General features: G+C 61.9%; 26 protein-coding genes and 1 tRNA gene. 15 read left to right on the top strand and 12 right to left on the bottom strand.

All coding sequences use genetic code 11. The features are described 5' to 3' along the window. Positions 1 to 7: 7 nt before the first annotated feature. Together cobS and BSY240_RS15745 are read right to left on the bottom strand one after the other, a co-directional pair. Positions 8 to 1,000, bottom strand: coding sequence for a cobaltochelatase subunit CobS (gene cobS, locus BSY240_RS15750; RefSeq protein ID WP_054149896.1), 993 nt, complete (start codon positions 998 to 1,000; stop codon positions 8 to 10). Positions 1,001 to 1,059: 59 nt separating this feature from the next. Continuing rightward, positions 1,060 to 1,686: a J domain-containing protein gene (locus tag BSY240_RS15745; protein WP_069042914.1), complete on the bottom strand. Its 627-nt coding sequence runs from the start codon at positions 1,684 to 1,686 to the stop codon at positions 1,060 to 1,062. 103 nt (positions 1,687 to 1,789) lie between these two features. Between BSY240_RS15745 and BSY240_RS15740 the strand changes: the two genes are divergently transcribed. Beyond that, on the top strand, positions 1,790 to 2,071 hold the full coding sequence (locus tag BSY240_RS15740) for a BolA family protein (RefSeq protein WP_054149894.1): 282 nt from the start codon (positions 1,790 to 1,792) through the stop codon (positions 2,069 to 2,071). A gap of 13 nt (positions 2,072 to 2,084) precedes the next feature. Here BSY240_RS15740 and BSY240_RS15735 read toward each other — a convergent pair whose 3' ends face one another. Genes BSY240_RS15735 through BSY240_RS15725 form a run of 3 tightly spaced genes read right to left on the bottom strand, consistent with a single transcriptional unit; the run spans position 2,085 to position 5,100 of the window. After that, positions 2,085 to 3,389, bottom strand: a complete 1,305-nt coding sequence (locus BSY240_RS15735) for an HlyC/CorC family transporter (protein WP_054149893.1) — start codon at positions 3,387 to 3,389, stop codon at positions 2,085 to 2,087. Next, positions 3,386 to 4,513, bottom strand: coding sequence for a 3-dehydroquinate synthase (gene aroB, locus BSY240_RS15730; protein WP_054149892.1), 1,128 nt, complete (start codon positions 4,511 to 4,513; stop codon positions 3,386 to 3,388). Before aroB ends, BSY240_RS15735 begins: the two co-directional genes overlap by 4 nt. Next, complete coding sequence (locus BSY240_RS15725; protein ID WP_069042913.1) at positions 4,510 to 5,100, bottom strand: shikimate kinase; 591 nt, start codon at positions 5,098 to 5,100, stop codon at positions 4,510 to 4,512. Before BSY240_RS15725 ends, aroB begins: the two co-directional genes overlap by 4 nt. A 144-nt stretch (positions 5,101 to 5,244) precedes the next feature. Between BSY240_RS15725 and BSY240_RS24185 the strand changes: the two genes are divergently transcribed. The 5 genes from BSY240_RS24185 to BSY240_RS15705 all read left to right on the top strand — a co-directional run bounded on the left by BSY240_RS24185 (position 5,245) and on the right by BSY240_RS15705 (position 9,036). Next, the gene (locus BSY240_RS24185) at positions 5,245 to 5,397 is read left to right on the top strand and encodes a hypothetical protein (protein WP_006724525.1); all 153 of its coding nucleotides are present in this window, start codon (positions 5,245 to 5,247) and stop codon (positions 5,395 to 5,397) included. Between the two features lie 13 nt (positions 5,398 to 5,410). After that, positions 5,411 to 6,352 (top strand): site-specific tyrosine recombinase XerD, encoded by a 942-nt coding sequence (gene xerD / locus BSY240_RS15720; protein ID WP_069042912.1) that lies wholly within the window; start codon positions 5,411 to 5,413, stop codon positions 6,350 to 6,352. Positions 6,353 to 6,414: 62 nt separating this feature from the next. Next, a complete protein-coding gene (locus tag BSY240_RS15715) occupies positions 6,415 to 7,368 on the top strand; it encodes an acetyl-CoA carboxylase carboxyltransferase subunit alpha (protein ID WP_054149889.1) in 954 nt (317 codons plus the stop codon). A gap of 182 nt (positions 7,369 to 7,550) precedes the next feature. Continuing rightward, the gene (locus BSY240_RS15710; protein ID WP_054149888.1) at positions 7,551 to 8,789 is read left to right on the top strand and encodes a L,D-transpeptidase family protein; all 1,239 of its coding nucleotides are present in this window, start codon (positions 7,551 to 7,553) and stop codon (positions 8,787 to 8,789) included. A 4-nt stretch (positions 8,790 to 8,793) separates the two neighbouring features. Further along, positions 8,794 to 9,036 carry a sulfurtransferase TusA family protein gene (locus BSY240_RS15705; protein ID WP_054149887.1) on the top strand — a complete coding sequence of 81 codons (243 nt, stop codon included), beginning with the start codon at positions 8,794 to 8,796 and terminating at the stop codon, positions 9,034 to 9,036. Here BSY240_RS15705 and BSY240_RS15700 read toward each other — a convergent pair. Next, positions 9,033 to 10,178 (bottom strand): CobW family GTP-binding protein, encoded by a 1,146-nt coding sequence (locus tag BSY240_RS15700; protein WP_069042911.1) that lies wholly within the window; start codon positions 10,176 to 10,178, stop codon positions 9,033 to 9,035. The genes BSY240_RS15705 and BSY240_RS15700 overlap by 4 nt on opposite strands. Before the next feature lie 8 nt (positions 10,179 to 10,186). After that, positions 10,187 to 11,278 carry a D-alanyl-D-alanine carboxypeptidase family protein gene (locus BSY240_RS15695; protein WP_069042910.1) on the bottom strand — a complete coding sequence of 364 codons (1,092 nt, stop codon included), beginning with the start codon at positions 11,276 to 11,278 and terminating at the stop codon, positions 10,187 to 10,189. A 187-nt stretch (positions 11,279 to 11,465) separates the two neighbouring features. Between BSY240_RS15695 and BSY240_RS15690 the strand changes: the two genes are divergently transcribed. From BSY240_RS15690 to BSY240_RS15680, 3 genes are all read left to right on the top strand, one after another. Further along, entirely contained in the window at positions 11,466 to 12,629 is a 1,164-nt protein-coding gene (locus tag BSY240_RS15690; RefSeq protein WP_054149884.1) for a M20 aminoacylase family protein, read from the top strand. A 66-nt stretch (positions 12,630 to 12,695) separates the two neighbouring features. Continuing rightward, positions 12,696 to 12,772: transfer RNA gene (locus BSY240_RS15685), tRNA-Arg, on the top strand. A gap of 131 nt (positions 12,773 to 12,903) precedes the next feature. Beyond that, positions 12,904 to 13,131, top strand: a complete 228-nt coding sequence (locus tag BSY240_RS15680) for a hypothetical protein (protein WP_069042909.1) — start codon at positions 12,904 to 12,906, stop codon at positions 13,129 to 13,131. A 288-nt stretch (positions 13,132 to 13,419) separates the two neighbouring features. On the opposite strand, the gene BSY240_RS15675 is transcribed toward BSY240_RS15680, so the two are convergent. Next, positions 13,420 to 13,608 carry a hypothetical protein gene (locus BSY240_RS15675; RefSeq protein ID WP_069042908.1) on the bottom strand — a complete coding sequence of 63 codons (189 nt, stop codon included), beginning with the start codon at positions 13,606 to 13,608 and terminating at the stop codon, positions 13,420 to 13,422. Between the two features lie 119 nt (positions 13,609 to 13,727). After that, positions 13,728 to 14,060 carry a hypothetical protein gene (locus BSY240_RS15670; RefSeq protein WP_069042907.1) on the bottom strand — a complete coding sequence of 111 codons (333 nt, stop codon included), beginning with the start codon at positions 14,058 to 14,060 and terminating at the stop codon, positions 13,728 to 13,730. Between the two features lie 156 nt (positions 14,061 to 14,216). Here BSY240_RS15670 and BSY240_RS15665 point away from each other — a divergent pair, with 156 nt between their 5' ends. The 3 genes from BSY240_RS15665 to BSY240_RS15655 all read left to right on the top strand — a co-directional run bounded on the left by BSY240_RS15665 (position 14,217) and on the right by BSY240_RS15655 (position 16,200). Then, positions 14,217 to 14,480 carry a hypothetical protein gene (locus BSY240_RS15665; RefSeq protein ID WP_069042906.1) on the top strand — a complete coding sequence of 88 codons (264 nt, stop codon included), beginning with the start codon at positions 14,217 to 14,219 and terminating at the stop codon, positions 14,478 to 14,480. Positions 14,481 to 14,578: 98 nt separating this feature from the next. After that, on the top strand, positions 14,579 to 15,106 hold the full coding sequence (locus tag BSY240_RS15660) for a sigma-70 family RNA polymerase sigma factor (protein ID WP_069042905.1): 528 nt from the start codon (positions 14,579 to 14,581) through the stop codon (positions 15,104 to 15,106). After that, on the top strand, positions 15,103 to 16,200 hold the full coding sequence (locus tag BSY240_RS15655) for a DNA topoisomerase IB (protein ID WP_150127482.1): 1,098 nt from the start codon (positions 15,103 to 15,105) through the stop codon (positions 16,198 to 16,200). The genes BSY240_RS15660 and BSY240_RS15655 overlap by 4 nt, the downstream gene beginning before the upstream one ends. Positions 16,201 to 16,280: 80 nt before the next feature. Here BSY240_RS15655 and BSY240_RS15650 read toward each other — a convergent pair whose 3' ends face one another. Then, on the bottom strand, positions 16,281 to 16,781 hold the full coding sequence (locus BSY240_RS15650) for a YciE/YciF ferroxidase family protein (RefSeq protein WP_054149877.1): 501 nt from the start codon (positions 16,779 to 16,781) through the stop codon (positions 16,281 to 16,283). A gap of 312 nt (positions 16,782 to 17,093) precedes the next feature. Here BSY240_RS15650 and BSY240_RS15645 point away from each other — a divergent pair, with 312 nt between their 5' ends. Beyond that, entirely contained in the window at positions 17,094 to 17,690 is a 597-nt protein-coding gene (locus BSY240_RS15645; RefSeq protein WP_069044008.1) for a BON domain-containing protein, read from the top strand. Positions 17,691 to 17,697: 7 nt separating this feature from the next. Here BSY240_RS15645 and BSY240_RS15640 read toward each other — a convergent pair whose 3' ends face one another. Continuing rightward, positions 17,698 to 19,545 carry a heavy metal translocating P-type ATPase gene (locus tag BSY240_RS15640; RefSeq protein ID WP_069042904.1) on the bottom strand — a complete coding sequence of 616 codons (1,848 nt, stop codon included), beginning with the start codon at positions 19,543 to 19,545 and terminating at the stop codon, positions 17,698 to 17,700. 108 nt (positions 19,546 to 19,653) lie between these two features. On the opposite strand from BSY240_RS15640, the gene dxr reads away from it, so the two are divergent. Next, the gene (gene dxr, locus BSY240_RS15635; protein WP_069042903.1) at positions 19,654 to 20,838 is read left to right on the top strand and encodes a 1-deoxy-D-xylulose-5-phosphate reductoisomerase; all 1,185 of its coding nucleotides are present in this window, start codon (positions 19,654 to 19,656) and stop codon (positions 20,836 to 20,838) included. Positions 20,839 to 21,028: 190 nt separating this feature from the next. Here dxr and BSY240_RS23720 read toward each other — a convergent pair whose 3' ends face one another. After that, complete coding sequence (locus BSY240_RS23720) at positions 21,029 to 21,343, bottom strand: DUF1272 domain-containing protein (protein ID WP_083229639.1); 315 nt, start codon at positions 21,341 to 21,343, stop codon at positions 21,029 to 21,031. A 69-nt stretch (positions 21,344 to 21,412) separates the two neighbouring features. On the opposite strand from BSY240_RS23720, the gene BSY240_RS15630 reads away from it, so the two are divergent. Further along, a complete protein-coding gene (locus BSY240_RS15630; RefSeq protein WP_069044007.1) occupies positions 21,413 to 22,402 on the top strand; it encodes a GlxA family transcriptional regulator in 990 nt (329 codons plus the stop codon). Positions 22,403 to 22,438: the final 36 nt, after the last annotated feature.

Here is a 22,438-nt window from a genome sequence, read left to right as displayed (position 1 = left end):
TCAGTCCTTATGCGCCGAGTACGATATTGGCCGCACTTTCCTTGAGTTCCACGCCGAAGGCGCGCTGATACTGCTCGGCCACCAACGTCCGCTCAAGTTCATCACACTTGTTGAGGAAGGTGACGCGGAAGGCGAAGGCGACATCGCCGAAGATCTCGGCGTTCTCGGCCCAGGTGATGACTGTACGCGGGCTCATGACGGTCGAAAGATCGCCGTTGACGAAGGCGGCACGTGTCAGGTCTGCAAGGCGGACCATGCGCGAAACGGTGTCGCGACCTTCGGCGGTCGAGCCGAAGCTCTTCACCTTGGCGCAGACGATATCGACTTCCTTGTCATGCGGCAGATAGTTCAGCGTCGTCACGATCGACCAGCGGTCCATCTGCGCCTGGTTGATCTGCTGCGTGCCGTGATAGAGGCCCGTCGTGTCGCCGAGGCCAACCGTGTTGGCGGTCGCGAAGATGCGGAAGGCGGGATGCGGGCGGATGACGCGGCTCTGGTCGAGCAGCGTCAGGCGGCCGGCCGATTCCAGCACGCGCTGGATGACGAACATAACATCCGGGCGGCCTGCGTCGTATTCGTCGAAGACGAGCGCGACATTGTGCTGATAGGCCCAGGGCAGGATGCCGTCCTTGAATTCGGTGATCTGCTTGCCGTCCTTGAGGACGATGGCGTCCTTGCCGACGAGATCGATACGGCTGACATGGCTGTCGAGGTTGACGCGCACGCAAGGCCAGTTGAGGCGGGCCGCAACCTGCTCGATATGGGTGGACTTGCCCGTGCCGTGGAAGCCGGAGACCATGACGCGGCGGTTATGCGCAAAACCGGCGAGGATGGCGAGCGTGGTTTCACGGTCGAAAAGATAGTCCGGATCGAGGTCCGGCACATAGGCGTCACCCTTGGAATAGGCCGGCACCCGGATGTCACTGTCGATACCAAACACTTCGCGCACCGACACGGTGGTGTCGGGGAGATTGGTAATATCAAGATCAATTTTGCTCATCGTTTCTCCATGCCGGGCGCCACCGACCGGCCGCATCTCATCGCTGCTGTGTGTTCGGATTAACAGAAACCGGCCTGCTTTAACAATTTGTAGGCTTCAATAACAGCGCGAAAACGCTCTTCCGAAGCCCTGTCTCCGCCATTTGCGTCGGGATGGTGTTTTTTTACAAGCTCCTTGTAGCGGGTCTTGATGTCGGTCGGCGTGGAGCTGACGGTAAGTCCAAGCGTATCAAGCGCTTTTGCCTCAAGGGCCTTGAGTTTTCGATCCGCCGCCTGATAGCGCGACGCACCGCCGCGGCCTTGCTGCACGAAGCCGAACGGGTCCTTCATGCGCGCCTGTGACGCAGCCGAACCGGAACGCATGGTGGAGTGAAGCGGGCTCGCCTTCGCCGCCTTGTTGACTCCCACGGTCCAGGTCGGGCGATGACCGGTGATCGCCTCCTTCTGGTAACGCGCGATCTCGGTGTCCGAGAGGCCGGAGAAGTAGTTATAGCCCTTGTTGTAGTCCTTCACGTGCTCGAAGCAGAACAGGAAAAACTGGCCTTCGGCGTGGCGGCCCACGGGTGCGCGATGGGCCCCCGGCTTGTCGCAGCCGTCCCATTGGCACACAGGATTGGATGGTTCGGGCTCCGCTGCCCGCTTTCGCCGGGTACGTATCCCGTCGAAATATTTCGAGTCGAGTTTCATGCGCTAATTATGGGGCTCAGGAAGGGGTCGGACAAGAATTGACAAACCGGTTTGTTGCGCGCTTTGTGGGGCGTTTTGCGAAGCAGCAGAAAGAGGTAAGACCATGTCGGTAAAGAGCCGGATCGAGACCCGTCTGACGGAGGCTTTCAGCCCCGAACGGCTCGTCGTGATCGACGAGAGCCAGCACCATGCCGGCCACCAGCCCGACATCACCGGCACGGGTGAAACACATATGCGTGTTCGCATCGTCGCATCCGCCTTTGAGGGCATGACGCGGCTTGCGCGCCACCGGGCCGTGACCGATCTGCTGAAACCCGAACTGGACGCCGGCCTGCATGCGCTGGCCATCGAGCCCGCCGCCCCCGGCGAGCCCACACGCTGGTAGTTTTCGTCTGAAATCAGACCTCCGGCTCGGCCGCATCGATCGGCCGGATGCGCAGACGCGTGATGCGGTTCTTCTCCCGCTTCAAGACGATGAAGCGCTTGCCGTAGAAGGTAAAGGCCTGGCGCTCCTCGGGGATCGACTTCGACTCGTGGATGACGAGACCGGCAATCGTCGTTGCCTCCTCATCCGGCAGCAGCCAGTCCATGGCACGGTTGAGGTCGCGGATCGGCACGCCGCCATCGACGACGATCGACCCGTCGCTGTCCTGACGCACACCCTGGATCTCCAGATCATGTTCGTCGGAGATATCGCCGACGATCTCCTCCAGGATATCTTCCAGCGTCACCACACCCTGCACTTCACCATATTCGTCGACGACCACGGCGAAATGGGTCTTACGGCGCAGGAAGGCGTTGAGCTGGTCCTTGAGGTTGGTGGTGTCAGGCACGAACCACGGCTTCTGGGCAATCTTGACGATGTCGATGTCCTGCGGCTCGACATTCGGCTCGGCGAGCGCGCGGATCAGATCCTTGGCATGGATCACGCCGATGATGTTGTCGGTCGCGCCACGCCAGACCGGCATGCGGGTGTAAGGACTTTCGAGAATGTTGCGGATCGCGGTTTCCGGCGCCTCGTCGGCATTGACCGCCCGCATGGCCGTGCGATGGATCATGATATCTGACACTTCGAGTTCGCCCAGATCGAGGACACCCCCGAGGCGGTCGCGGTCGGCCTTGATCACCGATCCCTCGCGATGCAGGAGGGCGACTGCGCCGCGCAGTTCCTCATGCGCAGAAAGCATCGACGCTTCGCCGGAGATCGAAACACCGAACATGCCAAGCAGCTTGCGCACGATCCAGTTGACAAGGCTGGAAAGCGGCCCAACCACGGCGACGAACGGGCGAACGAGCGGGGCAACAAACAGCGCGAAACGTTCCGGCGCAGAAATCGCCCAGCTCTTCGGCAGGACTTCCGAGAAGATGACGAGCAGAACGGTCATCAAGAGCGTGGCGATCGCCACGCCGGAATCGCCGAAAAGGCCGAGAAACAGGCTGGTCGTCAGTGACGAGGCGAGAATGTTGACCAGGTTGTTGCCGATCAGCAGAGCGCCGATCAGCCGGTCGCGCCGTTCGATCAGGATGTTGACCACCCCGGCGCGGTCGTCGCCATTGACCTCCAATGTGTGCATGCGCGCACGCGACGTTGCGGTCAGCGCTGTCTCGGAGCCGGAGAAGAAACCAGAACAGCAGATCAACAACAGTATGGCGACCAGCGTCAGCCAATACTCGGCGAGGCCGGCAAGGATTTGCTCGATCATGATGGGCGCATCTCCTCAATGAAACGCTGAACTTCGGATGCCGGCACATCGTCTGCGACGAAGGATTGGCCGAGACCACGGGTGAGGATGAAGGTGAGCTGACCGCTCTTGACCTTCTTGTCCTGGGCGATGGCATCCATCAGGACACCGGTCGGCGGCAATTCGCCGGGGATCTGATCCATGCGCGTTGGCAGGCCGACAGCCTTCAGATGGGCCTCGACGCGATCCGCGAGATCTGGACTGACCAGGTTCATGCGCGCCGAGAAGCGATGCGCAAGCACCATGCCGATCGAGACCCCCTCGCCATGCACGAGCCGGCTGCTGTCATACTGTGTTGCGGCTTCGAGCGCATGCCCGAAGGTGTGGCCGAGGTTGAGCAGAGCACGACGGCCGTTCTCCCGCTCGTCGGCGGCGACCACGTCGGCCTTGGCCTGACAGGAGACGGCGATCGCTTCGATACGGGCCGCACCGCCCGCAAACACCTCGCGCCAGTTCGTCTCCAGCCATTCAAAAAAGTCTGGCTTGTCGATCAGGCCGTATTTTGCCACTTCCGCATAGCCGGCGCGGAATTCTCGCTCCGACAGCGTGTCGAGCACGTCGGTATCGGCGAGCACCAGATCCGGCTGATTGAAGATGCCGACGAGGTTCTTGCCCTGCCGCGCATTGATGCCGGTCTTGCCGCCGACCGAACTGTCGACCTGCGAGAGCAGCGATGTCGGGATCTGCACGAAGCGAACACCACGCCGGACGATTCCGGCCGCAAAACCGGTGAGATCGCCGATAACGCCGCCGCCGAGCGCAATCACCGTGTCGTTGCGCTCGATGCGCGCTTCAAGCAGCACGTCGCAGACCTTGGTGAGATAGTCGAAGCTCTTGGTCTTCTCGCCGGCGGGAAGCGTGACCGAGACTGCCTCGATGCCATCGGTCTGGAGGCTGTCCATCAGGCCGTCGAGATAGCGCGCACCGACATTCTCGTCGGTGACGATGGCCGCACGACGACCCTTGATGCGGGTCGAGATTTCGCCGCCGGCACGCGCCATCAGGCCAGGGCCGATGAGAATGTCATAGGAGCGCTCGCCCAGCGGCACATGCACCAGGCGTTCCGATGTCTCGAGCTTCGTCATTGCGTCTTGTCCTTGCCGAAATGTTCGATCACCGAGGTCAGGACCTCATTGGCGATCACTTCCTTACGCACGTCACGCGACTGGACAGTGATATCCGCCAGTGCATAGATCGGATATCGCTTGTCCATCAGATCCTTCAGCGTCTGCTTCGGGTTCTCGGTCTTCAGCAGGGGCCGGTGATCGCGCTTGTTCACCCGCTCCCAGAGAACGTCGAGATCGGCATTGAGCCACACCGAAAGCCCGCCACGCTCGATCTGCTTGCGGGTCCTCTCGTTGATGAAGGCGCCGCCGCCGGTCGACACGACCCGCGGCCCCGTCCGCAACAGGCGCTTGATGACACGGGTTTCGAGCGCGCGGAACTCCTCTTCGCCATAGGCGGCAAAGAGTTCGGCGATGGTCATCCGCGACACCCGCTCGATCTCCGTATCGGTATCGACGAAGGGCAGACCGAGTTGCTGCGCGACAATCCGACCGATCGCCGACTTGCCGGCCCCCATCAGACCAACGAGAACAAGATTGCGTTTGCCGAGCGCCGTCTTGGCACGCACACCCAGACTGGGAGCAAGGTTGAGGATCGTATCGGTCATCGGCCTGTTCACGACTGTTTCATGACCTATTGACATATAGAGGGCTAGCGTCAAGCCATGGCAGCATTTCCGCAAGGCCTGTCCCGGCCTTGGTAAACTCCATGTTTCTACCTATTTATTCTCGGAACCGATGAAGGACCGACCATGCCCACTCTGTTTCGCTTCCTGTTCATCTGCGGGACCATCGTCGGTCTGGTCTATGTCACCATGTGGTCCTTTGCCGTCTTCGTCGAACCGCGGGAACGCGACGTGACGGTGCGCATTCCTTCCGAGCGGATCAATCCGGTCGAGCAATAGCGGGAAACAGGACATGTCGGATCTGAGCCGGGCTCGCGTCGAAGCCTTTCTGGAAATGCTGAGTGCCGAGCGCGGAGCAGCCCAGAACACGCTCATCTCCTATGAGCGGGACCTCGACGACCTCGCCGATTTTCTTTCCGGCCGCAAGGTGACCCTGGGTGCAGCGACACGGGAAGATCTCGCCGCCTATCTCTCCGATCTCGCGCGACGCGGCTTCCAGCCGACGTCCCAGGCAAGACGCCTGTCGGCGATGCGCCAGTTCTACAAGTTTCTCTATGCGGAAGGGCTGCGAGGCGATGATCCGACCGCGATCCTCGACGCGCCGAAGAAGACCCGCCCCCTGCCCAAGGTGCTGACCGTCGAGGATGTCACGGGGCTTCTGTCGCTCGCCGAGCACGAAGCAAACCTCGAAGGACCGGATCAGGGAGCACGGATCCGGCGACTGGCGCTGATCGAGCTTCTCTATGCGACCGGCATGCGCGTCAGCGAACTCGTCTCTTTGCCGGTGAAGGTGCTGACGCAGGAGGGCCGTTTCCTTCTGGTGCGCGGCAAGGGCAACAAGGAAAGGCTCGTTCCCCTGTCGCGGACGGCGATCGAGGCGCTCGCGCGATACGGTAAAATTCGCGGGGCCGATCCTGTTCACGCGGACAGCCCCTTTCTGTTTCCAGCCGCCAGCAAGGAAGGCCACCTGCCCCGCCAGGTCTTTGCGCGCGACCTCAAGGATCTCGCCATCCGGGCGGGGTTATCGGCGAATGCCGTGTCTCCACATGTTCTGCGACATGCCTTTGCCAGCCACCTTCTCGGCAATGGTGCGGACCTTCGCGCCGTGCAGGAACTGCTCGGCCACAGCGACATTTCAACGACACAAATCTATACGCATGTGCTCGACGAGCGCCTGCAGCAACTGGTGCATACGCATCACCCCCTTGCAAAACAGGCCAAAAACCCCGATTAGGACCGGCAAAGCCGGTTCCTGCGGGCGGCGAGCGCCAGGAACGAACGATCGGAACGGAGTTCATGCACAACTATCTCGACTTCGAAAAGCCCATCTCCGACCTCGAGGCCAAGATCCGCGAACTGAAGAAGATCGCGGAAGAGGACGAGAGCATCGACACCTCGGAAGAGATCAGCCGGCTGGAAAGCCGCGTCGATGAGGCGATGGTGGAGATCTATTCGAAGCTCAACGCCTGGCAGAAGACGCAGGTCGCGCGGCATCCGCAGCGTCCGCATTTCGTCGACTATGCCGAAGCGCTGTTCACAGAATTCACACCGCTGGCCGGTGACCGCAAGTTTGCCGAGGACGCCGCCATCCAGGCCGGCCTCGCCCGCTTCCGCGGCCAGCCTGTCGCCGTGATCGGCCAGGAAAAGGGCAACGACACCAAGTCGCGCATCAAGCACAACTTCGGCAGCCCGCGCCCTGAAGGCTATCGCAAGGCGATCCGCGTCATGGAAATGGCCGACCGCTTCGGCCTGCCAGTCATCACACTGATCGATACGGCCGGCGCCTATCCGGGCGTTGGAGCAGAAGAACGCGGCCAGGCGGAAGCCATTGCCCGCTCCACCGAGATGTGCCTCGGCCTCAAGGTGCCGATGGTCTCCGTCGTCATCGGCGAAGGCGGCTCGGGTGGCGCGATCGCGATTGCCACCGGCAACCGCGTCTACATGCTCGAGCATGCGATCTATTCGGTGATCTCGCCGGAAGGCGCCGCCTCCATTCTCTGGCGCGATTCCACCCGCGCCAAGGAAGCCGCGACCAACATGAAGATCACGGCGGAGGACCTGAAGGGGCTCGGCATCATTGACGCCATCATCCCCGAGCCCGTCGGCGGCGCCCATCGCGCACCAGACCGGGTCATCGGCATGACCGGCGACGTGATCGCCAGCGCACTGGCCGAACTGACGCCGCTGCCGGGCGACAAGCTGCGCGCCGATCGACGCCAGAAATTCCTCGATATCGGCCGCAACCTCTGAGATTGAAGGTTGCGACTGCGGCAATTTGCCATCACTCCGCCGCTTTGCAGCGGTAGCGGCGGAAGACGGATGGCGAAATCGATGGCCATTGGTTTATAATTTGTGAAGAAAGCAGTTCTAAACTACGCATGATCGGCTCGGTTTGAGCCACCAACATGTGTTTCTGGAAAGAGCCTTCGCGCATGCGTTTGACATCAACGGCCCTGGTTCTGGTTTTCGCTGCGGCTCTGGCAGGCTGCAATGACGCGCTCGAGAGCGCGGCCTATGACACGCCGCGGGTTTCCAACAAGGTCCAGCAGCCGCTGCCGGCGCGCCTCGTTGCCGAAATACAGAAGAAGGGCATGGATCGCAATTCGCCGATCATGATCCGCATCTTCAAGGAAGAAGGCAAGCTCGAGGTCTGGAAGGCCAAGACCAACGGCCGCTTCGACAAGGTCGTGGAATACGATATCTGCGCCTGGTCGGGTCGCCTCGGCCCGAAGGTGAAGGAAGGTGACCGCCAGGCGCCGGAAGGCTTCTACCCGCTGACGCCGTATCACCTGAACCCGAATTCCAAGTATTTCCTGGCGATCAACACCGGCTTTCCGAACCAGTTCGACCGGGCGAACGGCCGCACAGGCTCACACCTGATGATCCACGGCGCCTGCTCTTCGTCAGGCTGCTATTCGATGACCGATGCCCAGATGCTGGAGATCTACGCCTTTGCCCGGGACGCCTTCAAGGGCGGCCAGCAGGCGGTGCAATTGCAGGCCTTCCCCTTCCGCATGACCGCTGAAAACATGGCGCGTCATCGCCATAGCCCGCACTTCGATTTCTGGAAAATGCTGAAGGTCGGCTACGACAATTTCGAGGTCACCAAGCGACCACCCGAAGTCAATGTCTGCGAGAAGAAATACGTCTTCAACCAGTCGGTCCCGGCCGGATCGAGCTTCAATCCGCAGGCCTCGTGCCCACCGATGAGCACGCCCCCTGCACTCTCGGTCGCGCTTAACGGCTTCAACGAGGCCTATGATGCCGCCTATGCCAAGGCGATGAAAAAATACGACGGCAAGATTTGGTACGACCCGACGGAAGCCGAGCGCAAGGCGCTGGTGGCGGATCTGCGCAAGTCGCGCTCGCACGACCTCGCTTTCGCGCCCACGGGTTCGGCCTTGAAGGCGGGCAGGCTGCTCGACCTCGACGACGTCGATCCGGCCAGGCTGCCTGCCGCCAACGGCACGGCTGCCGTCAACCAGATGGCGACCAACCCGAACGGTGACCCGCAGGCACAGGCTGCACAGACGACGACGGCCGCACCCGCCGCGCCGGCCACCAACGCCGTCCCGGTGCCGCAGCCCAATCCGCTTGCCCCCCAGACGGCCGAGGCGGCCATTGCAGCTCCGGCACCGGCCGACAAGAAGCCCTTCTGGAAGCTCTGGTAAGGGCATGGCCGAGACGGTGATCTACGATCTGAGGGGGCTGAAATGCCCCCTTCCCGTTTTGAAGACCCGTCGGCGTATGGCCGACATGAAGGCCGGTGACGAACTCGTGGTGGAGACCAGCGATCCGCTCGCCGGCATCGACATTCCGCATTTCTGCAACGAGGACGGCCATGAACTGGTCGCGCAGGAACGGCTCGACGCCGGTCACCGCTTTCACATCCGCAAGGGCGGCGTGACGCTAGGCTAGAACTTGAGGCCGGGAACCGACAGCGGATTGTCCATCATCGCCGCGCGATCCGGGCGGTCGATCGCCACCTTGCCGGTGAAGGCACCGAACAGGTCCCGCACGTAGCTTTCCGACAGGTCCCTGGTGATCAGCACCAGCCGCGTCTTGCGGTCGGACCCTTCAGGCCAGGACGGCAGGCGCACGGGCGGATGGAAAATCGACTGCACGCCATGCAGCACCAGCGGCTTGTCCGGTCGGTCGGTGAGGGCCACGATTGCCTTCATCCTAAGAAGCTTCTCCCCGTGCGTGGAGCGCAGGAGATCGATGAACATGTTGATCGCCATCGGATCGATCGGCTCGTCATGCAGGATGGAATAGGAGCGGATCGAAGCACCATGTCGGTTCACATCATGATGGTGATGGTGGCCGTGACCATGGGAGTGGCCGTGGTGATCATGATGATGATCGTGGTGATGGTGATCGCCGGCCGCCGCCATTTCGTCCTTCAGCCAGCGATCGACATCGGCGATCTTGCTCGAAGCATCGTACAGCCCGTTGATCAGCATCGCTGCAGAGCCCGCATCATCAGCATCGCCATCGGTGATCGGCGCGCGGGGATTGAGCGTGCGCAGGCGCTGCGTGATGGCAGAGACGGCGGCCTCGTCGGCGAGCGTCTTCTTGGTCAGGATCAGCCGGTCGGCGACCGCGACCTGCTTGTAGGCCTCCGGAAAGGCATCGATGGTCGAGAGGCCATTGACCGCATCGACGACCGTCACGACACCATCGAGATCGAAATGCTGGGCGATCGACGGATGGCCCATGACCGACTGCATCACGGGTGCCGGATCGGCAAGGCCCGTCGTCTCGATGACGACGCGCGACAGCGGCTTCACCTTGCCGGTCTGCATGCCGTCGATCAATTCCGCCAGCGTGTCGACGAGCTCACCGCGCACGGTGCAACAAAGGCAACCGTCCGCCAGTTCCACCACCGCATCATTCGAGGTCTCGACCAGCAGATGATCGATACCCACTTCGCCGAACTCGTTGATGATGACGGCCGCATCCTTCATCGCCGGGTCCTTGAGCAGGCGGTTGAGAAGCGTCGACTTTCCGGCCCCGAGGAAGCCGGTGAGGATGGAGACGGGAATGCGCGACTGGGTCATTGCGATACTCAGAATGTGGGACGGGGCCTCGGGATCGGCACATTGGCGATCTCGCCCGTGCCGGAGCCCTGTTTTGTCGCTACCGGCTCACTGCCGGGAATGAGGCCGGCAAAGCTCATCGCCGGTGGGCGGCCCATTTCCTGGATATAAGGAGAGGTCAGCTTCATGCGCCCGGCCTCATCACGACCTTCGCTGCGGATCTGGCGCGCCTTCGGATTGCAGATCTCGGCGCTGATGTCGGTCACCTGATCCTGCCCTTCGCCATAGGGCGCGAGCTGATCCAGCCGGTTGCCGGCCACCGATGTGGTCAGCCCCTTCTGCAGCAGCTCGGCCGAAAGATCGGCACGCGCACCGAGGCTGTCGGAACCGAGCACCACGGAGATCACGGTGCGTCCATTGCGCGTGGCAGACGAGACCTGGTTGAAGCCGGAGGCGCAGACATAACCCGTCTTCATGCCGTCAGCGCCAGGGAAACGGCCGACGAGCAGGTTGAAGTTCGGATAGTCTTTCTTGCCGGTCGTCACGCCTTCCAGCGCGAAATAACCCGCATATTCAGGGAATTCACGCCGGATGGTCGTCGCAAGCACGGCCATATCGCGGGCAGTCGTATACTGCCCCTTGCCCGGCAGACCATTCGGATTGACGAACCGCGTCGACGTCATGCCGAGCCGGGCGGCTTCCTGGTTCATGCGCTGCACGAATGCCGCTTCGCTGCCGCTGACCGTCTCCCCGATGGCGACCGCCACGTCGTTGGCAGACTTGATGATCAGAAGTTTCAAGGCACTGTCGAGCGTCAGCTTGGAGCCCGGCCTGAAATACATCTTGCTTGCCGGCTGATCGGCGGCATGTTTGCTCATGACGACCACGGTCTCGGGCGAAAGCTCGCCTGAGCGCATCGAACGGAAGGTCGTGTAAGCCGTCATCAGCTTGGTCAGAGAGGCCGGATACCATTTGCGGAAGGCTTCTTCATGGGCGATGACCCGGCCACTGCCGACATCGACCACCATCATCGGATTGGCGGCAGCCAGACCCGGCAGAACCATCGCCAACAGCGAGACGGCGACCGCCACTCGGCGAACGGATCCAGTTGAAGACAACATGCGGGGACGTTTCGCAAACACGACTTCGATCCTCTTGTTCGGCTGGGCTCTCGTCAACGCATGACGAGATCTTATGTAGGGAAGGAATGGCAAAGCCCATTGAATACGTCAATTGAAAGGCGCACATTCAAGCCGACAATCACGTGATCCCCGCGACCGTGATCAAGAATAAACGCAGGACGAGAGAATGCCGCTTCTGAACCGAGCTTCCGAACTCCAGTCGGAAGCCACCGAATGGCGCCGCCATCTGCATGCCAATCCGGAAATCCTATACGACGTTGAAAACACTGCAGCCTTTGTTGAGGCAAAGCTGCGGGAATTCGGCGTTGACGAGATCGCAACCGGCCTCGGGCGCACGGGCGTCGTCGGCATCATCAAGGGCTCTGGCGGCGAAGGCCGGACCATCGGCCTTCGCGCCGACATGGATGCGCTTCCCCTCGACGAAATCACGGGCAAGCCCTGGGCTTCGACCATTGCAGGCCGCATGCATGCCTGCGGCCATGACGGTCACACCGCCATGTTGCTGGGCGCGGCCAAGTACCTCGCGGAAACCCGCAATTTTTCCGGCAGCGTTGCCGTTGTCTTCCAGCCGGCCGAAGAAGGTGGGCGCGGGGCGCTCGCCATGGTCGAAGACGGAATGATGGAGCGCTTCGGCATCGACGAGATCTACGGCATGCATAACATGCCCGGAAAACCTGTCGGCACCTTCGCCATCCGCAAGGGCGGCATCATGGCGGCTCCGGACAAGTTCCAGCTCAAGCTGACCGGCGTCGGCGGCCATGCGGCCGAACCGCACAACACGGCCGACACGATCGTCATCGGGGCCCAGATCGTCGGCGCCCTTCAGACCATTGCTGCTCGCAACGCCAATCCGCTACGCTCGGTCGTGGTCTCCGTCACCCAGTTTCATGCCGGCACGACCCATAACATCATTCCCGAAGAAGCCTTCATCTCCGGCACAGTACGGTCGCTGGACGAAGGCGTGCGCGATCTCGCGGAGCGGCGCATCGGCGAGATCGCAACCGGCATTGCAGCCGCCCATGGCGCGACCATCGAATACGAATACGAGCGCGCCTGCCCCGTCACCGTCAACCATCCCGCCGAGACGGATTACGCCGCGCGCGCAGCGATCGACGTGGTCGGCCCTGACAATGTCGACACCGAAGTGGATCCGAGCATGGCCGGCGAGGATTTCGCCTTCATGCTCCAGTCGCGCCCCGGCGCCTACATCATGATCGGCAATGGGGAAACGGCCGGCCTCCACAATCCGGCTTACGACTTCAACGACGAGGCGATCGCGGCGGGGATATCCTATTGGGTGCGTCTGGCAGAACAGCGCCTGCCGCGCTGAACACGGCATTTCGATCATGCAAAACCGCTTGGCTTGAAGGCTCTGCTTTTGTATGGAGGAGGAAGTGGTCCCGTAGCTCAGCAGGATAGAGCATCAGATTCCTAATCTGAGGGTCACGCGTTCGAATCGCGTCGGGATCACCATCCTCTCACTGCCCACATCTCGCCATTACGAATCTAGGGTTGCGTTCGTGCCGTTATACGGCATGATGATTTCGTGCCACGCCGACGGGTGCTTATTCTTTTTATCGTCGGCCTCGAACGGAGGGAATGCCATGGCACCAAGACCCCCGGGCAAGAGCAATGAAGAAAACGCAATCGTGGAGCGGGCCGTACGGCGATTGTACGAGCGTATGCATGCCGACAGGCATGTGCAGGAAAATGCCGAGGCGCTTGTCAGCTATCTTGTGAAGAGCGGCATTCGTGACGAAGACGATCTCGTCGAACTTGCCAGCATTGCGAACGGGAAGCGTTACGACCCGAACAACGGAAGTTTCCTGTAAAGGCCAATGCGCCGCCGGTGCCTATCGGCGGCCGCCATAAGGGCCGGTATCGGCCCTTTCATCTTTTTCATACAGTTCTCGCGTGGCCGCATCCTGATTGACGCGCTCCCGCCCCGTGAGCCGTCTCTGCCGTATGATGGCATAGAAAAAACGGCAGCGCCGAGCAGGATCGGCCCAAGCATGACGACAAACAACCATAAATAGTTGATCATGAAATACCCTTTCCTCAAATCTGGGTGCACGTTCAGGATTGCAACTTGCCGCGGAGGGAAAAGGTTCCGAGAGGAATCAGGCAGGTTTCTTTGAGGGTGCGGCCTTCTCGTCGAGGGCCGATTGCAGATCTTCGGCCAAGGCGATCAGATGCCCCGGGACCGCTTCCCGGCGCGTCTCGTGCATCAGCAGGTCCAGCTTGTCGCGTACGATTCCGCCCGTCCTGTCGCGTCGCGTCTCCGGAGACGAGGTTTTCTGTTCTTCCATGTGGACCTCCGACTTGACGGCATTGCTGGCATGTTGAATTCGACTTGTCCTTGATGCGTCTTCTACGCCATCCGGACCATCTCGGATCAGTCATCTTTTGCAGACATCACCTGCCGCGGTCAGTGTACGCTCCGGTCCGCTTCGGGAAAGGCTTCGATCAGCTTCTGGCGATCCTTGTATTCAAGCGGCTCGGCCTGAAGGATCACACTGATGCTTTCGGATACGTCGAGCCGGCCGTCGTGTTCAAGCTCGGCCTGCGCCCCAGATGCAAACACCAGTGTTGCGCGTGTCTCGAAGCCCTGCCGCAGCAGCCAGTCGCGCGGCGCCTGTATCTCGACCTTGGCGCTATAGCCTTCTCCGCGGCGTTCGACCGCCACGTGGTAGGTGATGGGCGAGACGCGATCGCCGATCAGCAACTGTCCCTGGCCGTCGACATTCTGCACATGTGTCATGTTTCTCACTCTCGCTTGTGGATCTCTCGCAAAAGAGAACATCCGGAGACGCTCTCTGTTCCGTCGGAAAAAGCGGCCCAGACGCGGGAACCACTGGCTGACAGAGGCGTTCAATCAACGGGTCAAGGGGAGGAATGAGAACGAGCGAGACACACCATGAGCAGTGCGCGTCAAACGACGGACCATGACGAGATACGCCGCTGGATCGAGGAGCGGAATGGCATGCCAACGCGCGTCAAGGACAGCGGCGACGGCGGCATTCTGAGGGTGGATTTCGGCAAGCCGGAGGAGGCGCTGGAGAAGATTGAGTGGGAGGAATTCTTTCAGATCTTTGAAAAGAACGACCTCGCCTTTCTCCACCAGGACAAAACCGCCGACGGCGAACTGAGCCGCTTCAGCAAGTTTGTAAGCCGTAGCTGACATGGTCGCCGGCCTGGCTGACCACTCACAATTTCGGGAACCAAGGTAAATGACGCGCGTTTCTGCGTCGTTCTGCCTGGTACCACAGACATCGGAGGATGGCGATCTTGACGACCCGTAGAGCCGAGCTTGCCGCACAGTCTGAAGTGGTCGAGTTGATACCGGCATTGCGCGCCTTTGCGCGGACCTTTTGCAACAAGCCTGAAGAGGCGGATGATCTCGTCCAGGAGACGCTGACCAAGGCGCTAGCTAACCTCGACAAATTCGAGCCTGGAACACGCCTGAAGTCCTGGCTCTTCACCATCATGCGCAACACTTTCTGCACGCGCTTCAAGAAGAGCAGCCGCGAGACCGTTGGCTTGCCCGAGGGTATAGCCTCGCGACTGACCAGCGAGGCGAGCCAGGAGTGGACCGTACAGGCCGACGAGGTCCGCAGGGCTCTGAACCGATTGCCCGAACATCACCGGGAAATGCTGGTCCTCATCGTCATGCTCGGCGAACGCTACGAAGATGCAGCCGAAATCTGTGGCTGTGCCGTGGGCACGGTCAAGAGCCGCCTCAGCCGCGCGCGCCAGCAATTGCGCCGTGAACTCGGTGAAACCGGGACGGACAGTCCCGTCGGATGAGCAAGACCGACAGCGGGGATGCAGACGCGAGTGCGGGACCTCCGCCTTCGACGGACGATGTGCCTGAACTGACCGAGATCGGTCTGGTCTACGGCACCGATGCGGAGCCCGGCATCAGTCGCCGCCGCCGCGGCAAGGGCTTTTCCTATCACCTTCCAGACGGCACCGTCATCGCTGATCAGCCCCTCCTCACACGCATCCGCAGGCTCGCGCTGCCGCCAGCCTATGAACGCGTCTGGATCAGCCTCGACCCGCGCAGTCACCTGCAGGCGACGGGCTACGATGCCAGGGGGCGCAAGCAGTATCGCTACCATGTTGACTGGGCCACATGGCGCAGCGAGCGGAAGTTTGACGATCTCATCGGCTTCGGTGAGGCTCTGCCGACCATCCGGCGGAGGATCGCCCGCGACATCGCCGAACACGCCGATTCAAGTTATTTCCTGCTCTCAGCCCTGATCAGCCTGCTTGACGTGACCTACATGCGCGTCGGGAACCGCGCTTATGCGCAGGAAAACAAGACCTATGGCGCAACCACGCTTCAGAAGCGCCATCTGACCTTCGAGCCGGATGGCATCCGGCTGAGCTTCATCGCCAAGGGCGGCAAGCGGGTGCGCCGAAAGCTTCGTCATCCGAAACTGCAGAAGATCCTCGAAGAGATTGCCGATCTGCCCGGGCGCGATCTTTTTTCCTGGCGGGATCAGGAGGGGCAGTTGCATCGCATCGATTCGGGCCGCCTCAACACCTATCTCAGTGAGATCACCAGTAGGCGGCTCTCGGCCAAGACCTTCCGCACCTGGGGCGGATCTGTCGCCGCATTCGCCGAAGGCTGGAAGCACATCGATGCGTCGGAACGACCGACGATACGACAAATGTGTGAGATCGCCTCCGACCGCCTGCACAACACGCCGACGATCTGCCGCTCGAGCTATGTGCATCCGGCGATCCTCAACCTCGCCGACAAGAACACGGACCTGGATCAAGTCCGCGAACTCATCCAGGCAGCGCCGGCCCGCGCCCTGCTCCGTGCCGACGAAAACAGGCTCATGACCTTTCTCCAGGCTCATTATGCCCGGAAGGACGAAGACAAAGACTGAGTGCGTCCCGGCAGGACAAAAGCACGGAAAAAGGGGTCGGACAGATCCGACCCCTTCCTTGAATTGGCAAGCAACTGCTATCAGGCCGCCTTCTTCTGGGCTGCGGCATTGACCGCCTTTTCGGCAAGCTTGGTCAGCGCTTCGTCGGTCTTGGATTCTTCCGCCAGCGTCTCGTCGAGCAGCTTGACCGCATCCTTGTAGCCGAGCTGCTGAGCCCAGGCGCGCAGCGTGCCATAGCGGCTGATTTCGTAGTGCTCGACTGCCTGGGCGGCGGCAAGCAGGCCGGCGTCGAGGGCGGGCGAGCCCTTGAACTCTTCCATGATCTCCTCACCCTCTTCGACGATGCCGTCAATGGCGGGGCAGGTCTTGGCGCGCGGACGCTTGCCGATGATTTCGAACACCTGCTGCAGGCGCTCGACCTGGCCTTCGGTTTCTTCCTTGTGCTGCAGGAAGGCAGCCTTCAGCTTCTCGTCCTGAGCGCCACGCGCCATTTTCGGCAGTGCCTTCAGGATCTTCCGTTCGGCGTAGTAGATATCCTTGAGGGTCTCATGGAACAGGTCTTCGAGTGTCTTGGTAGCCATTGTCGGTATCTCCTCGGTTATCGGTTGTGGCGAGAAAAGAACCGGCCGGATGGCGCTTTGTTCCTGACTTGTTTTTGCCGCGCCGACGGGAACGATCAAGAGCTCCGCAGGGTTAGTTTCGCAGGTGGCGCAGGACGCCACCCTCCAGACCCGAAGGAGGAAACAATGGTCAATCGCAACGACAACTGGGATGCCGGAGACGGCCGAAACCGCAACACGCGCCGCAGCCCGACCGGTGACTACGGCCCCGGCGACAGCGGCTTCGTCGGCGGCTATGGCGACAATCGACCGGACGCTGATCGCTACGACGCCATGCGCCAGCGCGACCACGGCATGGACGGCGGTGACAGAGCCAGCGGGTCGCGTTATCCCCGCACTGGGCGCTCCGACTGGACGACGGATGATCTGGGCTACTACGGCGACCTGAGCGACCGTGGATACGGAGACGACGAACGCCGCTATGCCCGGGGTGCCGGACGAGGCTCCCACCCGTCCGACAAACCATCCTATCGCGGTGGTTATGGCCGCAGCAGTCGCGACCATGATGACGATCGTGGCTTTGTCCACCGTGCCAGCGACGAGGTTGCATCCTGGTTCGGCGACGAGGAGGCCGCCCGGCGTCGCGAGATGGACAACCACCGCGGCAAGGGCCCCAAGGGCTATCGCCGCTCGGATGCGCGCATTCTCGAGGACACCAACGACCGCTTGGCCGACGACCCCGCCGTCGATGCCTCCGATATCGAGGTGACGGTGAAGGACGCCGAGGTGACCCTATCCGGTCATGTGACGGATCGCTGGGAAAAGCGCCGCGCCGAAGACTGCGCCGATCGCGTCAGCGGCGTCACCCATGTGCAGAACAATCTGCGTGTGCGGATTTCTGGCGAAGGCAGCGTCATGACGCAGGCCTGAGGTGCAGCTAGCCCCGAAGAGAGCGCAAGGCGTTGAGGATGACGGCAACGTCGATGACCTCTTGAAGCAGCGCGCCCTGAACGGGCGACAGATAACCGAAGGCGGCAAAGACCATAGCGCCGAAAGAGAGCAGCAGCCCGGCAATCGCACTTTGCCGGGCAATGTTGCGGGAACGTCTGGCGATCCCGCAGGCAAGCGGCAACCGCGAAAGATCGTCCGCCAGCAACACGACATCCGCCGCTTCCGACGAAGCCGCCGAACCCCGCGCACCGATCGCCACGCCGACATCGGCAAGCGCCAGCGCCGGGGCATCATTGACCCCGTCTCCCACCATCATCACCACGCCACCGGCGCGTTCCCTGCGAATGAGATCGACCTTGCCTTCAGGAGTGAGATCCCCGGCGACAGCATCAAGGCTGAGACTGGCCGAGGCCTTTTCCGCCACATCGCTGCGGTCCCCGGAGGCCATGACGATCCGACTGATACCACCGGCCCGAAAGGCGGAGATTGCTGCCCCGGCATCCGCACGCAACGGATCGGAGAGGAGAATGAGGCCAGCTGCCCGCCCATCAATGCCGACGGCGACCACTGCCGTGCCGCCTTCGATGCCGCCTCTGGCGAAATCCTCGCCGGCAACCAACTGCGAGCGGACATAGCCGCTGCCACCGAGCACCACCTTGACACCTCCGACCAAGCCGGACAGCCCCCGCCCCGCCTCTTCGATGACGCCCTGTGGCAGGGTCAGGCCGAGACCTCGCGCGGTGGCGGCGCGTACAAGCGCTTCTGCCGCGACATGGCCGGAGGCCTGATCGAGAGAGGCAGCCAGCGCCAGCACCTGATCAGACGTGAAGCCCGGTTGCGGCCGGACCTCGGACACTTCGGGTCGTGCGGATGTCACGGTCCCCGTCTTGTCGACAACGACGGTGGTCACCGCAGCCAGCGCCTCGAGCGCGCCGGCCGTCTTGACCAGCACGCCAAGCGACGCAGCCCGCGACATGCCGGCGATGACGGCAACCGGCACGGCAAGGATCAGCGGACAGGGGGTGGCGACGACGAGCACGGCAAGCGCCCGCGTTGCCTCTCCGCTCCACCACCAGGCGCCACCGGCGAGCAGAAGCGTGATGCCGAGGAAGACGAGGGCATAACGATCCGCAAGCCGCGCCATCGGCGCCCGGCTGGCCTGCGCTTGTTCGACGAGGCGGACGATACCGGCATAGGTGCTTGCTTTGGATTCGCGCAGCACCAGAAGATCGAAGGCGTCGCCAAGCACCGTGCAGCCGCTCGGCACTTCATGGCCCATCTGGATGGGGACGGGCAGCGATTCGCCAGTGAGCGCCGAAAGATCGAGGACAGCAGTCGCGGCCAGCAGGCGCCCGTCGACCGGCACGACCTCACCCTTGCGCACGAGTATGCGGTCCTGCGGTTTGAGCGCTTCGATCGGCACGCTTTCGAGCGCATCGCCACGATAGAGCATGGCCGTACGCGAGACACGACCGAGCAGCGCCGTCATGTCGCGTCGGGCGCGGCCCTCGGCGAAGCTTTCGAGCAATTGGCCGCCAGCATACATCACGGCGACGATAGCCGCAGCAAGGTTCTCTCCGAGCGCGAGACCGACGCCGATCGACAGGACGGCAATCGCGTCGACGCCCATGCGACCATTGAGCAGGGCGCGCAAGATATCGATGACGAGCACCACAAGTACAGCGGCGGCACCGACGAACCAGGCCTTGGCGGCGAAATCGGCATTTACGGCAAGGTAGAGAATTCCGCCGCCGGCGAGACAGAGAAAGGCAAGCGCCGCGAGCAGGACCGGCAGGCTCTCACGCAAACGTGTCGACTGCAAAATGTCCGGCATTCTCATATTCCCAAGCGGGCTGGCGAGGGGTCGGGATCGACCTCTCTTGCTGGTCTTCCCTTTCCCTTGTAGAGCCTTCTAAGCATGAAGCAATCGGACGTAAGCAGCATGATCGACAATGCCCGGCCCCGGCGCCTTTCAGTCCTCGGCTCGACCGGCTCGATCGGCGTCAACACGCTCGACGTGATAGAGCAGCTCGGCGGTCGCGACAGCTTCGAAGTGATGGCGCTGACCGGCAACGGCAATCTCGATCTGCTGGCCGAACAGGCGCGCCGCACGGGGGCAAAGCTGGCCGTCACCGCCGACGAAAGCCAGTATAGGACGCTGAAGGACCTGCTGGCGGGCACCGGCACGGACGTCGCCGCGGGCGCAAGCGGGCTTGAAGAAGCCGCCGACATGGAAGCCGGCTGGGTCATGGCAGCCATCGTCGGCACCGCCGGCCTCGCGCCGACCCTGAAGGCTGCCGCCCGCGGCGCCGATATCGCACTTGCCAACAAGGAATGCCTCGTCTCTGCCGGCCACCTCTTCGTCAATGCTGTGAGACATGGCGGTGGACGGCTGATCCCGGTCGACAGCGAACACTCGGCGATCTTCCAGTGCCTGGAAGCTGACCAGCGCCACGCCCTGGAGCGGATCGTGCTCACCGCCTCCGGTGGCCCCTTCCGCACCCATAGCCGCGAGCAGATGGCCAATGTCACGGTGCAGACGGCGCGCACCCATCCCAACTGGTCGATGGGCCTGAAGATCTCCGTCGGCAGCGCCTCGATGTTCAACAAGGCGCTGGAGATGATCGAGGCAAAGCACCTCTTCGATGTCCGCCCCGACCAGATCGAGGTTGTCGTGCATCCCCAGTCGATCATCCATTCGATGGTGGGTTACACCGACGGCTCCGTCATCGCCCAGCTTGGCGTGCCGGATATGCGCACCGCCATCGGCTATGCGCTCACCTATCCGAAGCGCCCGGCACTGAATGTCGACCGGCTCGATTTTGCCAAGTTGGCAAGGCTCGATTTCGAGGCGCCCGACGAAACGCGCTTCCCGGCCCTGCGGCTTGCCCGCACGGCGCTGGAGCGTGGCGGCCTGCAGGGCGCGATCCTCAACGCCGCCGAAGAAACCGCCTTCAACGCCTTCGTCGAGGACAAGATCCGCTTCCTCGACATGGCCGACGTGGTCGAGACGGTGATGGACGCGATGGTCGAGGGCGTGCCGGCGGACACGATCGCCGACGTCTATGCGGCGGATCACGAGGCGCGGCGCAAGGCGGCTGAGGTTGTCGAAAGGCGCGCCGCCTGACCTGAAACGACTGACACAAACACAAAAGGCCCGCGTTACCGCCTAACCCGTGCGTTGAAGGTGGAGTACTGGCTAACCCGAAACTCGGGTTTTTTGCATCTGACTGTTGTGGCGGACCTCTGCTCAGAACTCAGTGACCCAGTTTTTGCTTCAGAAATCAGGATTTCCGGCACACCGTGAGCCGGCGACCTCAACGACCCGCTGGCGGCAAGTCTTTGATGCGTTCGACATGCGCCTTTATGTCGTCGAGCTTGAAGGGGGTATAATGACGGGTTGTACTTGCTGGATGATAGTGCAGCCCCAGCCGCTTTTCAGGACGCCACGCATTGGCGGGTCGGATCGGACGTGGTGCGAACCCACCGCCGCAGGTCGGGCAGACGTTTTGCAGGATGGATTCCACACAGTTCACGCAGTAGGTGCATTCATAGGTGCAAATGCGAGCATCGGCGGAATCCGGGGGCAAGTCACGGTCGCAGAGTTCGCAGTTGGGGCGCAATTCCAGCAAAGGGGCCTCCTTCAACAACAATGTCAGCCCATATTGCTACATCGGACCGATTTTGGCAGAAATGACAATATGCCCTCGTTTTCCGCCAAACACCTTCCGTCCCAGCGCCATGTCGCCATTGTGCTGTTCGACCGCACCAAGCTGATAGACGTCACCGGACCTCTGCAGGTTTTCAACGACGCTCGGCTGCCTAATGGCGAAAAAGCCTACTGGGTATCGCTCGTTTCCGAAGCCGGCGGCTCTGTTGTGACTGACACGGGCTTTGCACTGGAAACCCAGCCGTTTGAGGCATGCCGGGCAAGGATGCCTGATACAGTGATCGTATCCGGTGGTGACAGTGCCACCCGCGCCGCCCGATCGGCCGCGCTGCTATCCTTCCTCGGTGAGATGGCGGGGCAATGCCGCCGCCTCGCCTCGGTATGTCTCGGCGCGTTCGCGCTGGCGCATGGCGGCCATCTGAACGGGCGGCGCGCAACGACCCATTGGGAAAACTGCGCGCAACTCCGAGAGGAATTTCCACAAATCGACGTGCGCAGTGACGCCATTTTTGAAGAGGATGGCGGGATCTGGACCTCTGCCGGCGTCACCGCAGGCATAGACATGGCGCTGGCGATGATCGAGCAAGACTTGAGTCGCTTAGAAGCACTACGGCTGGCTCAGTCTCTGGTTCTCTATGTCAGGCGAACAGGAGGGCAGCATCAGTTCAGTGCAGCTCTCACGAGGCAGATGCAGAGCAAGAGCGGGGAGTTTGACGACCTCATTGCCAAGATGCTTGCGCAGCTCTCATCCGACCTGTCTGTGCCCCGTCTCGCCGCCATGGCACGGATGAGCGAGAGAAGCTTTGCCCGCAAGTTCACGGCCACGGTGGGCACCGCCCCGGCACGTTTCGTAGAAGATTTGCGGGTCGATGCAGCTTGCGAAGCCCTTCAAAGGGGAGAAGCCCGACTATCGGAACTGCCTTTTCTTTTCGGCTTCGGGAACGCGGAACGAATGCGCCGGGCTTTTCACAGAAAAAAGGGGATTTCTCCATCCGACTATCGAATCCGCTTTGGCAAATAGGTTTGGATTTCGATATCTCGGAGACGGGCCGCGTCA

Origin of the sequence: Agrobacterium sp. RAC06, assembly GCF_001713475.1 — a bacterium.
In the GTDB taxonomy this organism is placed as follows: Bacteria; Pseudomonadota; Alphaproteobacteria; order Rhizobiales; family Rhizobiaceae; genus Allorhizobium.
Note: the sequence above shows the minus strand (reverse complement) of the source record. Positions and strands in the feature narration are given on the sequence as shown.

Excerpts from the sequence above, each read along its gene's own strand:
- cobS (WP_054149896.1), bottom strand. The coding sequence starts at position 1,000 with ATGAGCAAAATTGATCTTGATATTACCAATCTCCCCGACACCACCGTG.
- BSY240_RS15745 (WP_069042914.1), bottom strand. The coding sequence starts at position 1,686 with ATGAAACTCGACTCGAAATATTTCGACGGGATACGTACCCGGCGAAAG.
- BSY240_RS15740 (WP_054149894.1), top strand. The coding sequence starts at position 1,790 with ATGTCGGTAAAGAGCCGGATCGAGACCCGTCTGACGGAGGCTTTCAGC.
- BSY240_RS15735 (WP_054149893.1), bottom strand. The coding sequence starts at position 3,389 with ATGATCGAGCAAATCCTTGCCGGCCTCGCCGAGTATTGGCTGACGCTG.
- aroB (WP_054149892.1), bottom strand. The coding sequence starts at position 4,513 with ATGACGAAGCTCGAGACATCGGAACGCCTGGTGCATGTGCCGCTGGGC.
- BSY240_RS15725 (WP_069042913.1), bottom strand. The coding sequence starts at position 5,100 with ATGACCGATACGATCCTCAACCTTGCTCCCAGTCTGGGTGTGCGTGCC.
- BSY240_RS24185 (WP_006724525.1), top strand. The coding sequence starts at position 5,245 with ATGCCCACTCTGTTTCGCTTCCTGTTCATCTGCGGGACCATCGTCGGT.
- xerD (WP_069042912.1), top strand. The coding sequence starts at position 5,411 with ATGTCGGATCTGAGCCGGGCTCGCGTCGAAGCCTTTCTGGAAATGCTG.
- BSY240_RS15715 (WP_054149889.1), top strand. The coding sequence starts at position 6,415 with ATGCACAACTATCTCGACTTCGAAAAGCCCATCTCCGACCTCGAGGCC.
- BSY240_RS15710 (WP_054149888.1), top strand. The coding sequence starts at position 7,551 with ATGCGTTTGACATCAACGGCCCTGGTTCTGGTTTTCGCTGCGGCTCTG.
- BSY240_RS15705 (WP_054149887.1), top strand. The coding sequence starts at position 8,794 with ATGGCCGAGACGGTGATCTACGATCTGAGGGGGCTGAAATGCCCCCTT.
- BSY240_RS15700 (WP_069042911.1), bottom strand. The coding sequence starts at position 10,178 with ATGACCCAGTCGCGCATTCCCGTCTCCATCCTCACCGGCTTCCTCGGG.
- BSY240_RS15695 (WP_069042910.1), bottom strand. The coding sequence starts at position 11,278 with ATGTTGTCTTCAACTGGATCCGTTCGCCGAGTGGCGGTCGCCGTCTCG.
- BSY240_RS15690 (WP_054149884.1), top strand. The coding sequence starts at position 11,466 with ATGCCGCTTCTGAACCGAGCTTCCGAACTCCAGTCGGAAGCCACCGAA.
- BSY240_RS15680 (WP_069042909.1), top strand. The coding sequence starts at position 12,904 with ATGGCACCAAGACCCCCGGGCAAGAGCAATGAAGAAAACGCAATCGTG.
- BSY240_RS15675 (WP_069042908.1), bottom strand. The coding sequence starts at position 13,608 with ATGGAAGAACAGAAAACCTCGTCTCCGGAGACGCGACGCGACAGGACG.
- BSY240_RS15670 (WP_069042907.1), bottom strand. The coding sequence starts at position 14,060 with ATGACACATGTGCAGAATGTCGACGGCCAGGGACAGTTGCTGATCGGC.
- BSY240_RS15665 (WP_069042906.1), top strand. The coding sequence starts at position 14,217 with ATGAGCAGTGCGCGTCAAACGACGGACCATGACGAGATACGCCGCTGG.
- BSY240_RS15660 (WP_069042905.1), top strand. The coding sequence starts at position 14,579 with ATGGCGATCTTGACGACCCGTAGAGCCGAGCTTGCCGCACAGTCTGAA.
- BSY240_RS15655 (WP_150127482.1), top strand. The coding sequence starts at position 15,103 with ATGAGCAAGACCGACAGCGGGGATGCAGACGCGAGTGCGGGACCTCCG.
- BSY240_RS15650 (WP_054149877.1), bottom strand. The coding sequence starts at position 16,781 with ATGGCTACCAAGACACTCGAAGACCTGTTCCATGAGACCCTCAAGGAT.
- BSY240_RS15645 (WP_069044008.1), top strand. The coding sequence starts at position 17,094 with ATGCGCCAGCGCGACCACGGCATGGACGGCGGTGACAGAGCCAGCGGG.
- BSY240_RS15640 (WP_069042904.1), bottom strand. The coding sequence starts at position 19,545 with ATGCCGGACATTTTGCAGTCGACACGTTTGCGTGAGAGCCTGCCGGTC.
- dxr (WP_069042903.1), top strand. The coding sequence starts at position 19,654 with ATGATCGACAATGCCCGGCCCCGGCGCCTTTCAGTCCTCGGCTCGACC.
- BSY240_RS15630 (WP_069044007.1), top strand. The coding sequence starts at position 21,413 with ATGCCCTCGTTTTCCGCCAAACACCTTCCGTCCCAGCGCCATGTCGCC.